This is a genomic window from Streptomyces sp. UC4497 (assembly GCF_054871485.1).
Map to the genome: position 1 here is coordinate 85,653 of NZ_JBTYHB010000027.1, position 12,590 is coordinate 98,242.

Genomic DNA, 12,590 nt, shown 5'->3' on the forward strand with positions numbered 1-12,590 from the left:
CGCCCTCACCCGACCACGAGGTTGCGCAACGGCCGTCCCTCCGCGAGCGCCTCCACGTTCGCCCTGATGTCCTCGGCCCGCCCGCGGAAGGTCTCCTCCGTGTGCCCCGACTGGTGCGGCGTGAGCACCACGTTGTCGAACCCGGTGAAGTCCAGGTGCGAGGGCGGCGGCGCCGCGGGCTCGCGCGGGTTGCGCCACCAGACGTCGAGGCCCGCCCCCGCGATGGTGCCGTCGCTCAGCGCGGAGTGCAGCGCCTTCTCGTCGACGACCGGGCCGCGGGCCACGTTGACGAGCACGGCGGACGGTTTCATCGCGGCGAGCGCGGCGGCGTCCACGAGCCCGCGCGTCTCCTCGCTCAGCGGCACCGTCACCACGACCACGTCGCAGGCGCCGAGCATCTCGTGCAGCCGGTCCTGCCCGCCCACCCACTCCAGGTCCACCCCGGCGGGCGGCGGCGCGCCCGGGTCGCGGCGCACGGCGCGTACCCGCATGCCCAACGCGCCCGCCAGCCGGGCCACTTCGCCCCCGATCTCGCCCATGCCGAGGACGCCGAGCACCCGCCCGGCGAGGACGCCACCGAAGGCGTAGGACGGGTCGACGACCGCGTTGCGCCAGACGCCGGCCCGCATGTCCCGCTCGCCGCGCGCGACGTCGCGCAGGAGCATCATCGCCACCATCACCACGTGCTCGGCGATGGAGCGGCCGTGGTGGAAGGTGTTCGCCACCCGCACCCCGGGCCGCAGCGCGTCCAGCGGGATCTTGTCGTAGCCGGCCCCGGTGACGTGCAGCAGCCGCAGCCGCTCCATCCGGGCCAGCAGCTCGCGGTCGGCCGCGGAGCACACGAGTACATCGGCGGTGGCCGCGGCGGCGTCCCTGGCCCCGGGATCGTCCCCGTACGCGAAGGTCCAGCGGTGCGCACCGCCTTCCGTGAGTACGTCCCTGAACCGCCCCATGACCGGTTCGGTGACCAGGACCTCCAGCGGCCGCCCCGCTCCCCCGCTCACCACCGCGGCACCGTCGGGTCGAACTCCGGCTGGAAGCGGCGCATGTAGGAGGTGTCGTCGCGCTCACGGATGCCGCAGTCGAGGTACTGCTCGTGCAGCCGGGCGAGCGCGTCACGGTCGAGCTCGACGCCGAGCCCGGGGGAGGTGGGCACGGCGACGGCGCCGTCCTTGAACGTGAGCGCGCCCGGCACGACGACGTCCTCGGCGGGGTCCTTCCACGGCCAGTGCGTGTCGCAGGCGTAGTCGAGGTTGGGGGTGGCGGAGGCGAGGTGGGTCATGGCCGCGAGGCTGATGCCCAGATGCGAGTTGGAGTGCATGGACAGGCCCATGCCGAACGTCTCGCAGATCGCGCCGAGCCGCTGGGACCGCCGGAGCCCGCCCCAGAAGTGGTGGTCGGACAGCACCACTTGAACGGCGTCCTGACGGACGGCGGGCGGCAGGTGCTTGAAGGCGACGACGCACATGTTGGTGGCGAGCGGCATCGACACCTCGCGCGCGACGCGGGCCATGCCCTCGATGCCGGGCGTCGGGTCCTCCAGGTATTCGACGACACCGTCGAGCTCCTGCCCGACCTTGATGGAACTGGCCACGTTCCAGGCCCCGTTGGGGTCGAGGCGGAGCGGCAGCTCGGGGAAGGCCGCGCGCAGCGCCCGGACCGCCTCGATCTCCTCCTCGGGCGCGAAGACGCCGCCCTTCAGCTTGATCGCGCCGAACCCGTACGCGTCGATGATGCGGTGGGCCTGCCGTACCAGACCCTCCGGGTCGAGGGCGGCGCCCCACTCGTCGTCGTCCTGCCCGGGGTGGCCGGCCCACTTGTAGAAGAGGTACGCGCTGTAGGCGACGCGGTCGCGCACGGCGCCGCCGAGCAGGTCGCTCACCGGGCGGCCGACGACCTTGCCCTGAAGGTCGAGCGCGGCGACCTCGAAGGGCGAGACGACCCGGTCGGCGAGGGAGCTGTCGGTCACCATCCCGCTCATCCCGTGCCCGCCCACGCCGCTGTCGGCGGCCAGCGACTCATTGACCGCACGCCAGACGCCGTTCAGGTCGAAGACGTCGGTGCCGACCAGGTGCTGCGCGGCCCGCTCAAGGCGGCCCAGATGCGGCAGGTCCCCGTAGGACTCACCGAGCCCGCACAGGCCGCTGTCGGTCACGACCTCGACGACCGAGCGCAGCGCGAACGGTTCGTGCACGCCTACGGAGTTGAGCAGCGGAAGGTCGCGGAAGGCCACCGGCGTCACGCGCACCTCGGAGATCCGGTGCTTCTCAGCGGTCCCGTGCTTCTCAGTGTCAGACATGACCGGATCCTGACACGCGTCTACGTACGTAGACAAGGCTTGCGTATGTGATTTCGGAGCTCCGGGCCGGCTGCCTCCGCCATCCCGTCCCCTACGATGTGCCGGACCTTCAGGGGGTAGAAGTGGCAGCGAAGAACGCCTCGTTGGGCGCGGCGGACACCGAGTCGGGCCGCGGCCTGGTCAAGTCCGCCGAGCGCACCGCACGGATCATGGAAACGCTCGCCGAGTCCGCGGACGGCCTCAGCCTGAGCGGACTTCAGGAGCGGACCGGCTATCCCCGCTCCAGCCTGTACGCCCTGCTGCGCACGCTGACGACGCTGAAGTGGATCGAGACCTCCGACGGCGAGCAGACGTACGGCATCGGACCGCGCGCGCTGCTCGCGGGCACCGCCTACCTCGACCGCGACCCGGCGCTGCCCTTCGCCGTCCAGCAGCTCGAGAGCCTGCGGGCCGAGACCGGCTACACCGTGCACTACGCGCGCCTCGACGCCCCCAACGTCATCTACCTGGCCAGCCGCGAGGTCACGGAGCCCAAGCGCCTCGTGTCCCGCGTGGGCCGTCAACTACCCGCCCACGCCACCTCGTTGGGCAAGGCCCTGCTCGCCGAGCGGACCTCGGCCGAAGTCGACGCGATCCTGCCCGAGGACGGGCTGCGGCAGTTGACCGAGCACACGGTGGCCACCCGCGCGGCGCTCCACGGTGAGCTGGAGGCGGGCCGGGTGCGGGGCTGGTCGATCGAGCGGGAGCAGAACACCGCGGGGCTGTGCTGCGTGGCCGCCTGCGTCGGTTACCGCATCCCGGCGACCGACGCGATCAGCTGCTCGATGCCGCTGTCCCGCGCCTCCGACAGGGAGCTCGCCCGCGTCACGGAGGCGCTGCGCCGGCACGCGGACGAACTGGCGGGAACCCTGCGCCGCAAGGGCATCCGCTAGTCACCCGGCCGCGCTCGCCCTACTCGACGCCGATCAGCATCAGCGCCGACTGCCGCCCGCCGCGGTACACCACCGTGTCCACGGCCAGGTAGGACTCGCGCACATGCTGTTCGAGCCCGGCCGCGACCTCGTCCGAGACCTCCTCGCCGAGGACGAGCGTGACGAGTTCGCCGCCCGCCGCCAGCATCCGGTCGAGGACCGTGCGGGCCGTCACGGGGACCTCGCCGCCGATGACCGCCACGTCGCCGTCGATCAGGCCGAGGACGTCCCCGGCCTGGCAGATGCCTGCCATGGTCCACGACTGCCGCTCGGCGACGGCCAGTTCGCCGTACCGGGTCGCCCCCGCGGCCGAGGTCATCGCCACGACGTCCTCGTCGAAGCGCCGGTCGGGCTCGTGGACGGCGAGCGCGGCGATGCCCTGGACCGCCGAGCGGGTCGGGATGAGCGCGATCCGGATGCCCTCGGAGCGGGCCTGCTCGGCCGCCGCCGCGGCGGTGTGCCGCAGCTCGGCGTCGTTCGGCAGCAGCACCACCTCGCGCGCGTGGGCCCGCCGTATCGCGTCGACGAGCTCCCCGCTGGCGGGCGGTTCACCGGGCCGGTCGGGCACGGTCGTGGCGCCCGCCTCCCGGTAGAGCCCGGCGAGCCCGTCGCCCGGCACGACCGCCACCACGGCCCGCTGCGCGCGCTCCCGCGGCGCCGAGTCGTGCGTCGCGTGCACATCGCCGAGCCCGAAGTGCGTGATGCGGATGCGGTACGGGCGCCCGGCCTCGACGCCCGCCTCCACGGCCGCGCCCGCGTCGTCCACATGTACGTGGACGTTCCACAGGCCGTCCCCGCCGACGACGACCAGCGAGTCCCCGAGGGCGTCGAGCCGCGTCCGCAGCCGGGCCACCGCCCCGTCGTCCGCTTCGAGCAGGTAGATGACCTCGAAGGCGGGGCCCGCAGCGCCCTCGTCCTCGGGGCATTCGAGCAGCACACCGTCGGGGACGGCATCCACGCGCGCGTGGGCGCCCGCTCCACCCCGGCGCACCAGCGGCGCCTCCCCCGAGACCGCCTCGCTCAGCGCCCCCAGGACGGCCACGAGCCCCCGCCCACCCGCGTCCACGACCCCGGCGCTGCCGAGGGCGGCGAGCTGCCCCGGCGTCGCGTCGAGCGCCACGCACGCGCCTTCGTAGGCGGCACGGACGACGTCCCGGCAGTCCCCTTCGGCCCCGGAGGCGGCCGCCGCGGCGGCCGTCGCCACGGTCAGGACGGTGCCCTCCACGGGGTGGGCGACCGCCTCGCGCGCGGACTCGGCGGCCCGGCCCAGCGCAAGGCGCAGGGCGTCGGCGTCGGCCCCCGTGACGTGATCTCCCTCACCGTCCCCGCCGCCGGCGAGGACCTGCGCCATGCCCCGCAGCAGCTGCGCGAGGATCGTCCCGGAGTTGCCCCGGGCACCTATGAGGGCACCGTGCGCCATGGCGCGCATCACTTCGGGGAGCGCGGGAGCGGCCGGCTCGGGCCCCGCCTCAAGACCGGCGAAGACCGCCTCGACCGCTTGGTGCGCGGACTCGAGGGTCAGATAGAGATTGGTGCCGGTGTCCCCGTCGGCGACCGGATAGACGTTGATCGCGTCTATCTCCGCGCGGTCGCGGCCGAGCGCCTCCAGGGCGAGTGAGCACCAGGCGCGCACCGCGATCACGTCGAGCACCTGCGGCACCTGCGCCTCCTCGAGCAGCTGGACTGGCACCGCAGAGTAGACCGCGGAAGGTGAGCGTCCGGAAAGAGGGCCCGGCCCACGAGCCGGTCCCGACCTGGTCCGGAGCCCGGGCGGGCTGCCCTACCAGCCATGGTAGTTTCGTTGTACCGACGCAGCCGTTGTATGCTGCTCGGGTTGCCCGATATTCATCGGGCCATCCCCTGGCACCGCCACTCAGAGTCCTCCGATCCTGATCCCGGCATGCCGGGATCAACCGTAAGAGCATCTGAAGTCTTTGGAGTGACCCGTGGCTGCCAACTGCGACGTCTGTGGCAAGGGGCCGGGCTTCGGCAACAGCATCTCCCACTCGCACCGCCGTACGCCCCGTCGCTGGAACCCGAACATCCAGCGTGTGCGTGCCGTGATCAGTGGGACGCCGAAGCGCCTCAACGCCTGCACCTCGTGCATCAAGGCCGGCAAGGTCTCGCGCTGACGTTTCGCGTAGCGCGGCCACCTAGCTGGTTGCTTTAAAGAGCCGGTCCCCTCGGGGACCGGCTCTTTTTTGTGCCCTGGTTCGTGCCCTGGGGCCTGGTCCGAACGACAGGCCCCGGGCGGGGCTCACGACTCGATCTCGCCTCCGAAGTGGTCCCAGCCGCTCTGACTCGTCCAGGGCGCCCCGTCCACGGTCACCTGGGACAGCGCCGAGGGGCCGAGCACCTCGCCGATCACCTTCCAGCGGGCGGGCAGCTTCACCGACGGCGGGAAGGTGGCCACGATCGCGTGGTCCTCGCCCCCGCTCAGCACCCACTGCAGCGGGTCGACGCCGACGGCCTGGCCGATGTCGCTCATCTGCGTGGGCACGTCCACCTGCCCCGACTTGATGTCGATGCGGACCTTGCTCGACTCGGCGATGTGGCCCAGGTCGGCGATCAGCCCGTCGCTCACGTCACACATGGCGGTCGCGCCGAGCCCGGCCGCGGCGGGACCCGCCTCGTACGGGGGCTCGGGACGGCGGTGCGCCTCCACGAAGGCGCGGGGCGAGCGGAAGCCGCGCGAGAGCACCGCGTATCCGGCGGCGGACCAGCCCAGCCAGCCGGTCACGGCCACGACGTCGCCGGGCTGCGCGCCGGACCGGGTCACCGGCTCGTGGCCCTGCATGTCGCCGAGCGCGGTGATCGCCACGGTGATCGTGTCGCCGCGTACGACATCGCCGCCGACGACGGCGGCGCCCGCCACCTGACACTCGTCGCGCAGCCCGTCCATCAGCTCCGAGGGCCAGGACGCGGGCAGTTCGGCGGGTACGACGAGGCCGAGCAGCAGCGCGGTGGGCACGGCGCCCATGGCCGCGATGTCGGCGAGGTTCTGCGCGGCGGCCTTGCGCCCGACGTCGTACGCGGTGGACCAGTCGCGCCTGAAGTGCCGGTTCTCCAGCAGGACGTCCGTGCTGGCGACGACCCTGCGGTCCGGTGCCGCGATCACGGCGGCGTCGTCGCCGGGACCGATGCGTACGGCCGGGGTGGTGGTGAGCCGAGAGGTCAGCTCTCGGATGAGGCCGAACTCCCCCAACTCGCCGACGGTGCCCTTCATGCGCGTGCTGCCCTTTCTGCCCCGGTCCGCTGCCGGCCGCCTGGGCCGAATGCCCCGGCCCGCTTGCGGTCGCGGGCCGACTCTGTCATGGGTACGGTTTGTGTCACGGGCCTGCCTTCCACGTCCGTCGGGCGCCACAGCCGCCACCGGGTCTCCCCGCGACGAGCGGTGACGCGATAACGTGGCGTCCCTTCTCCCCACATGATCCTCGTGATGATCCTCGTGGCCGCCCTGGAGGTTCCGTGGTACAGGCGTACATCCTGATCCAGACCGAAGTAGGCAAGGCGTCGACCGTCGCCGAGCTGATCGGGAAGATTCCAGGAGTGATCCAGGCCGAGGACGTCACCGGCCCCTACGACGTGATCGTCCGCGCGCAGGCCGACACGGTCGACGAGCTGGGCCGCATGGTGGTCGCCAAGGTCCAGCAAGTGGACGGCATCACGCGCACTCTGACCTGCCCGGTCGTCCACCTGTAGCCCCCGTCTACGCTGTGCCGGTGAAGTCATATCGTCACCGGATCCGGCACGGCCGACTGAGCCGCCTGTCCATCGCGGTGCCCTCGCTCTCCTTGCTGATCGCCACCGCGGGCTGCGCTTCGACGGACGAGGCGCCAAAGGCGGCGGTTCCCACTCCGGACGCGAAGGCCGCCAAGCTGTGCCGGAACCTGGACAAGGTCCTGCCGGAGAAGGTCGACGGACTCGAGCGCAACGATCCCGAACCGGGCTCGGAGCTCACCGCGGCGTGGGGAAGCCCCGCGATCATACTGCGCTGCGGCGTGCCGTGGCCCGACGCGGCGTTGAAGACGAGCAGCAACACGGCGACGATCGACGGCGTCGGCTGGGTGGCGGACGAACTCGACGACGGCGCACAGCGCATGACGACGGGCGGACGCCTCGCCTTCGTCGAGGTGACGATCCCCAAGGACGAGGTCACCAAGAACGGCGCGGGCTCCCTGGTCGACCTCGCCGACCCCATCAAGAAGGCGATCCCCAAGGGGATCGCCGACTAGGGCCCTTCTGACGGATCCTGCTGGAGTCGCGGGCCCTGGCACGCACATCTGCGGCGTTGTCGTCGGTTGCCAACGCTCCGCGTTGACGCCCTCCTCCGCCTTGCAGCTGCACGCACCAGACCCCGCTCGCCAGCACCGAACATGCACGGCCACCCGCATCCAGCCTGACCCGTCAGAAGGACCCTAGACCGCCTGTCATGAAGGCTGTGATTACCGCAGTCCGGTCGACCGCCGAAGCGCCGCCTGGATGAGCCGGTCCACCAGCTCCGGGTAGCTCACTCCGCTCTCCTGCCACATCCGCGGGTACATGGAGATCGGCGTGAAGCCCGGCAGCGTGTTGACCTCGTTGATGACGAACTCCCCGTCCTCGTCGAGGAAGAAGTCCGCCCGCACGATGCCCTCGCAGGACATGGCCTCGAAGGCGTCGACGGCGAGCCTGCGGACCTCCGCGGTCTGCTCCTCGCTCAGCGGCGCGGGCACGATGCCGGCCGCGGAGTCGATGTACTTCGCCTCGAAGTCGTAGAACGCGTGGGAGTCGGCCGGCGGGATCTCGGCCGGGACGGAGGCGCGCGGCCCGTCCTCGAACTCCAGGACCCCGCACTCGATCTCGCGCCCGACGATGCCGGCCTCGATGATCACCTTCGGGTCGTGCTCACGGGCCGTCTCGATCGCCTCGTCGAGCCCGTCGAAGGAGTCGACCTTCGTGATGCCGATCGACGAGCCCGCGCGCGCGGGCTTGATGAACAGCGGCCAGCCGTGGTCCCCGACGAAGTCGGCGACGCGGCGGCGGGCGCCCTCCTGGTCCCGCTCCCACTCGCGCGGACGCACGACCAGGTAGGGCCCCACCTTCAGCCCGAAGGACGTGAAGATGCGCTTCATGTACTCCTTGTCCTGGCCGACGGCCGAGGAGAGCACACCGCAGCCGACGTACGGGGTTCCGGAGAGGTCGAGGAGGCCCTGGATCGTGCCGTCCTCGCCGTACGGGCCGTGCAGCACGGGGAAGACCACGTCGACCTCGCCGAGGGCCTTGGGGACCGATCCCGGCTCGTTGTAGACGACTTCGCGGGAGCCCGGGTCGACCGGGAGGACCACACCGCCCTCGGGGGACTCGGCGAGATCGGCGACGTCCGGCACCTGGCGGTCGGTGATGGCCATCCGCTCGGGATCGTCCGACGTCAGCGCCCAACGCCCCTCGCGCGTGATGCCGATCGGCAGCACGTCGTACTTGGAGCGGTCGATGGCACGCAGCACGGCGCCCGCCGTGACCACGGAGACGCCGTGCTCGGAGCTGCGGCCACCGAAGACGACGGCCACACGCGGCTTGGGCCCACCTGCGGTGGACGCAGGGCTCTGGGGGAGGTTCTCGCTGCTCATATCGCGTTGAGCGTACCTGCTGGTAGTACGAGAGTCAGCGCCCGCAGAGCCCCGGTCGCACAGTTGTCGCTCAGCGTCGTTCCGGCTTGGCGGAGCGCGACATGAGCTCCTTCACCGCGACGACCGGGGACTTGCCCTCGTGGACGATCGCGACGACGGTCTCCGTGATCGGCATGTCGACGCCGTGCCGGCGCGCCAGATCGAGCACCGACTCGCAGGACTTGACGCCCTCGGCGGTCTGCTTGGTGACCGCGATGGTCTCCTGGAGGGTCATGCCCTTGCCGAGGTTCGTGCCGAAGGTGTGGTTGCGCGACAGCGGCGAGGAGCAGGTGGCCACCAGGTCGCCGAGGCCCGCGAGTCCGGAGAACGTCAGCGGGTCCGCGCCCATGGCGAGCCCGAGCCGGGTCGTCTCCGCGAGCCCGCGCGTGATGAGCGAGCCCTTCGTGTTGTCGCCGAGCCCCATGCCGTCCGCGATGCCGACGGCGAGGCCGATGACGTTCTTGACGGCGCCGCCGAGCTCGCAGCCGATCACGTCGGTGTTCGTGTACGGCCTGAAGTACGGGGTGTGGCAGGCGACTTGGAGCCGCTGGGCCACGGACTCGTCGCGGCAGGCGACGACCGCGGCGGCGGGCTGCCGGGCGGCGATCTCGCGCGCGAGGTTGGGGCCGGTGACGATCGCGATGCGGTCCTCGCCGACCTTCGTGACGTCCTCGATGACCTCGCTCATCCGCATCGCCGAACCGAGCTCGACGCCCTTCATGAGCGAGACGAGGACGGTGTCCGGGGCGAGCAGCGGCGCCCACTCCCCCAGGTTCTGGCGCAGCGTCTGTGAGGGCACGGCGAGCACCGTGAAGTCGGCGTCCGCCGCGGCCTCGGCCGGGTCGGTGGTGGCCCGCACGTTCTGAGGGAGTTCGACGCCGGGCAGGTAATCGGGGTTCGTACGCGTGGAGTTGACGGCCTCGGCGAGTTCGGCGCGGCGGGCCCAGAGGGTGACGTCGCAGCCCGCGTCCGCGAGCACCATCGCGAAGGCGGTGCCCCAGGAGCCGGTGCCGAAGACGGCGGCCTTCACGGGTCGGGTCACTTGCTGCTCTCCTCGGTCGTACCGCTCGCGGCCGGGCTGGCCGAACTGGCCGAACTGCCCTTGTCCCCCTGCAACTTGCGCCGCTGCTGGATGCGCGCCTCACGCGGGTCGTAACGCTTCTGCGGTGCCTTCTCGCCGCGCAGCTCCGCCACCTCGGCGGTGATCGCGGTCATGATGACCTCGGTCACCTCCTTCAGGAGGTCGGGCGTGATCTCCCTGTCGTAGAACGCGGAGAGGTCGACGGGCTCACCGGCGAGCACATGGTGCGTTTTACGCGGAAAGAAGTGCGGCTTCTTGGAGTACGGAGCGAGCGCCTCGGTGGCGCCCCACTGGCCGACCGGAATCACCGGGCACTTCGTCTGAAGCGCCACGCGCGCGACGCCCGTCTTTCCGGTCATCGGCCACAGTTGGGGATCGCGGGTGAGCGTTCCTTCCGGATAGAAGGCCACGCACTCACCGCGCTCCACCGCGTCGATCGCGGCACGGAAGGCGCTCAGCGCGTTCGTGGACTCGCGATAGACGGGAATCTGTCCGGTGCCGCGCATCGCGGCGCCCACGAACCCCTTCCGGAAGAGGCCGTGCTTGGCGAGGAAACGCGGGACCCGTCCCGTGTTGTACTGAAAGTGGGCGTAGAGGAACGGGTCCAGATGCGAATTGTGGTTGACCGCGGTGATAAAGCCTCCGTCGGCCGGAATGTTCTCCATTCCACGCCAGTCCCGCTTGAACAGAACCACCAGCGGTGGTTTGCAGAGGACCGCGGCGAAGCGGTACCAGAAGCCGATTCTGCGGCGGGACACTCGGACACCTTCCTCTAGGGGGGCCTGGGCCGCACACGTGTCGGCCCGGCCCACCGGCCTGTCGAGAACACCGTACGCCCGCACGGACAGCCGCACCTCATGCACAGGTCACAATAGGCGCGTGCAGTGGACCCTGGTGATACCGCTGAAACCGCTGGTGCGGGCCAAGAGCAGACTGGCCCCGACGGCGGGAGACGCGCTGCGCCCAAGCCTCGCCCTGGCGTTCGCCCAGGACACCGTGGCCGCCGCGCGGGCCTGCACGGCGGTGCGGGATGTGGTGGTCGTCACGGACGATTCCCGCGCGGAGCGCGAACTGGCGGCCCTGGGCGCCCACGTGGTCCCGGACGCCCCACAGGCGGGCCTCAACGCCGCTCTCGCCCACGGAGAGGCGTTCGTACGCTCCGAACGCCGGACCGCCGCCATAGCCGCCCTGAACGCCGACCTGCCGGCGCTGCGCCCCTCCGAATTGGCCCGCGTTCTCGCGACGGCATCCGCATTTCCCCGCGCATTTCTGCCCGATGCCGCCGGAATCGGCACAACGCTCTTGTCCGCGGCCCCCGGCACGGAATTGCTGCCCGCATTCGGCGGGGCATCGCGCGCCCGCCACACGGCGTCCGGCGCCGCGGAACTCCCCCTCGAAGGCGTCCACTCCGTACGCCAGGACGTCGACACCGGCGACGACCTGCGAGCGGCGCTCGCCCTCGGCGTGGGCCCGCACACCGCGCGGGCCGCGGCGGGGCTCCTGATCCCGGACTGAGTACGCTGCCCGTATGCAGGCCACCGCGTACACGTACGACTCCGAAACCCGTGCCGGCAGCGTCCTCCTGGACGACGGCACACCCGTCTCCTTCGACGCCGCCGCCTTCGACGCGGGCGGGCTGCGGCTGCTGCGACCCGGGCAGCGGGTGCGCATCGAGGTACAGGGTGAGGGTGACGCGCGGCAGATCACGCTGGTGACCCTGCAGACCTTCTGACCCTCTGAAAACGCCGTAGGGCCCCGGTGGGGCCCTCGGACACACCGCGGGCCGGTCTCCCCGAAGGGAGCCCGGCCCGACGCGTGAGCAACCTTGTGGCGTACGCCCAAGAAGCGACTTACTTCTTGCGGGCGGTGGCCTTCTTGGCGGTGGTCTTGCGCGCCGTGGACTTCTTGGCGGGCGCCTTCTTGGCCGTGGCCTTCGTGGCGGGCGCCGTCTTCTTGGCGGTGGCCTTCTTGGCCGGGGCCGCCTTCTTCGCGGTGGCCTTCTTGGCCGGAGCCGCCTTCTTGGCGGTGGTCTTCTTCGCCGTGGCCTTCTTGGCGGTGGCGGCCTTCTTGGCGGTGGTCGCCTTCTTGGCCGGCGTCGCCTTCTTGGCGGCGGTGGTCTTCTTCGCCGTCGTCTTCTTGGCGGTGGCCTTCTTGGCGGTGGTCGCCTTCTTGGCGGCCGCCTTCTTGACCGTCGCCGAAGCGCCGCCGCTCAGGCTGCCCTTGGGCGCCTTCTTGACCGCGACGTCGTTCTTCGGGAGCTTCTTCGAGCCCGCGACGAGGTCCTTGAAGCCCTGGCCGGCGCGGAAACGCGGCACCGAGGTCTTCTTGACCCGGACGCGCTCACCCGTCTGCGGGTTGCGGGCGTAACGGGCCGGACGGTCGACCTTCTCGAACGAACCGAAGCCCGTGACCGAGACGCGGTCACCGCTGACCACGGAACGGACGATGGCGTCGAGTACGGCGTCGACGGCGTCAGCGGCCTGCTGACGGCCACCAACCTTGTCGGCAATGGCTTCTACGAGCTGCGCCTTGTTCACGTCTTCCCCTTCGGAGACATTGCCGGAGCGAATCTTTTTCGCACCGGCTTTTCG

14 protein-coding genes are annotated in these 12,590 nt (G+C 71.3%); 6 read left to right on the top strand and 8 right to left on the bottom strand.

Annotated elements, in window-relative coordinates; all coding sequences use genetic code 11:
* Positions 1 to 5 precede the first annotated feature (5 nt).
* Entirely contained in the window at positions 6 to 1,004 is a 999-nt protein-coding gene (locus tag ACYSUO_RS30100; protein WP_461779374.1) for a 2-hydroxyacid dehydrogenase, read from the bottom strand.
* On the bottom strand, positions 1,001 to 2,299 hold the full coding sequence (locus tag ACYSUO_RS30105) for a glucarate dehydratase family protein (RefSeq protein WP_461779375.1): 1,299 nt from the start codon (positions 2,297 to 2,299) through the stop codon (positions 1,001 to 1,003). The genes ACYSUO_RS30100 and ACYSUO_RS30105 overlap by 4 nt, the downstream gene beginning before the upstream one ends.
* Positions 2,300 to 2,421: 122 nt before the next feature.
* Between ACYSUO_RS30105 and ACYSUO_RS30110 the strand changes: the two genes are divergently transcribed.
* The gene (locus ACYSUO_RS30110; protein ID WP_461779376.1) at positions 2,422 to 3,231 is read left to right on the top strand and encodes an IclR family transcriptional regulator; all 810 of its coding nucleotides are present in this window, start codon (positions 2,422 to 2,424) and stop codon (positions 3,229 to 3,231) included.
* Between the two features lie 19 nt (positions 3,232 to 3,250).
* Here ACYSUO_RS30110 and ACYSUO_RS30115 read toward each other — a convergent pair whose 3' ends face one another.
* Positions 3,251 to 4,960 carry a DAK2 domain-containing protein gene (locus ACYSUO_RS30115; protein ID WP_461779377.1) on the bottom strand — a complete coding sequence of 570 codons (1,710 nt, stop codon included), beginning with the start codon at positions 4,958 to 4,960 and terminating at the stop codon, positions 3,251 to 3,253.
* Between the two features lie 256 nt (positions 4,961 to 5,216).
* Between ACYSUO_RS30115 and rpmB the strand changes: the two genes are divergently transcribed.
* Positions 5,217 to 5,402 carry a 50S ribosomal protein L28 gene (rpmB, locus tag ACYSUO_RS30120; RefSeq protein WP_266714523.1) on the top strand — a complete coding sequence of 62 codons (186 nt, stop codon included), beginning with the start codon at positions 5,217 to 5,219 and terminating at the stop codon, positions 5,400 to 5,402.
* A 125-nt stretch (positions 5,403 to 5,527) separates the two neighbouring features.
* Here rpmB and ACYSUO_RS30125 read toward each other — a convergent pair whose 3' ends face one another.
* Positions 5,528 to 6,496 (bottom strand): thiamine-phosphate kinase, encoded by a 969-nt coding sequence (locus ACYSUO_RS30125; protein ID WP_461779378.1) that lies wholly within the window; start codon positions 6,494 to 6,496, stop codon positions 5,528 to 5,530.
* 242 nt (positions 6,497 to 6,738) lie between these two features.
* On the opposite strand from ACYSUO_RS30125, the gene ACYSUO_RS30130 reads away from it, so the two are divergent.
* Positions 6,739 to 6,972 carry an Lrp/AsnC family transcriptional regulator gene (locus ACYSUO_RS30130; protein ID WP_016642988.1) on the top strand — a complete coding sequence of 78 codons (234 nt, stop codon included), beginning with the start codon at positions 6,739 to 6,741 and terminating at the stop codon, positions 6,970 to 6,972.
* A gap of 20 nt (positions 6,973 to 6,992) precedes the next feature.
* On the top strand, positions 6,993 to 7,505 hold the full coding sequence (locus tag ACYSUO_RS30135) for a DUF3515 domain-containing protein (protein WP_461779379.1): 513 nt from the start codon (positions 6,993 to 6,995) through the stop codon (positions 7,503 to 7,505).
* 210 nt (positions 7,506 to 7,715) lie between these two features.
* Here the strand turns inward: ACYSUO_RS30135 and ACYSUO_RS30140 are convergent, their stop codons facing one another.
* The 3 genes from ACYSUO_RS30140 to ACYSUO_RS30150 form a co-directional block, all read right to left on the bottom strand.
* Positions 7,716 to 8,879 (bottom strand): D-alanine--D-alanine ligase family protein, encoded by a 1,164-nt coding sequence (locus ACYSUO_RS30140; protein ID WP_461779380.1) that lies wholly within the window; start codon positions 8,877 to 8,879, stop codon positions 7,716 to 7,718.
* A gap of 70 nt (positions 8,880 to 8,949) precedes the next feature.
* Positions 8,950 to 9,960: an NAD(P)H-dependent glycerol-3-phosphate dehydrogenase gene (locus ACYSUO_RS30145; protein ID WP_461779381.1), complete on the bottom strand. Its 1,011-nt coding sequence runs from the start codon at positions 9,958 to 9,960 to the stop codon at positions 8,950 to 8,952.
* Positions 9,957 to 10,757, bottom strand: coding sequence for a lysophospholipid acyltransferase family protein (locus ACYSUO_RS30150; protein WP_461779382.1), 801 nt, complete (start codon positions 10,755 to 10,757; stop codon positions 9,957 to 9,959). The genes ACYSUO_RS30145 and ACYSUO_RS30150 overlap by 4 nt, the downstream gene beginning before the upstream one ends.
* Before the next feature lie 121 nt (positions 10,758 to 10,878).
* On the opposite strand from ACYSUO_RS30150, the gene cofC reads away from it, so the two are divergent.
* Entirely contained in the window at positions 10,879 to 11,514 is a 636-nt protein-coding gene (gene cofC, locus ACYSUO_RS30155) for a 2-phospho-L-lactate guanylyltransferase (protein ID WP_461779383.1), read from the top strand.
* Between the two features lie 13 nt (positions 11,515 to 11,527).
* Positions 11,528 to 11,731, top strand: a complete 204-nt coding sequence (locus tag ACYSUO_RS30160) for a hypothetical protein (protein ID WP_326015360.1) — start codon at positions 11,528 to 11,530, stop codon at positions 11,729 to 11,731.
* Between the two features lie 118 nt (positions 11,732 to 11,849).
* On the opposite strand, the gene ACYSUO_RS30165 is transcribed toward ACYSUO_RS30160, so the two are convergent.
* Complete coding sequence (locus ACYSUO_RS30165; RefSeq protein ID WP_461779384.1) at positions 11,850 to 12,536, bottom strand: HU family DNA-binding protein; 687 nt, start codon at positions 12,534 to 12,536, stop codon at positions 11,850 to 11,852.
* Between the last annotated feature and the right edge of the window lie 54 nt (positions 12,537 to 12,590).

Bases quoted from the DNA above. Each gene is read 5' to 3' on its own strand.
- ACYSUO_RS30140 (WP_461779380.1), bottom strand. From the start codon at position 8,879: ATGAGCAGCGAGAACCTCCCCCAGAGCCCTGCGTCCACCGCAGGTGGG.
- ACYSUO_RS30105 (WP_461779375.1), bottom strand. From the start codon at position 2,299: ATGTCTGACACTGAGAAGCACGGGACCGCTGAGAAGCACCGGATCTCC.
- ACYSUO_RS30160 (WP_326015360.1), top strand. From the start codon at position 11,528: ATGCAGGCCACCGCGTACACGTACGACTCCGAAACCCGTGCCGGCAGC.
- ACYSUO_RS30125 (WP_461779378.1), bottom strand. From the start codon at position 6,496: ATGAAGGGCACCGTCGGCGAGTTGGGGGAGTTCGGCCTCATCCGAGAG.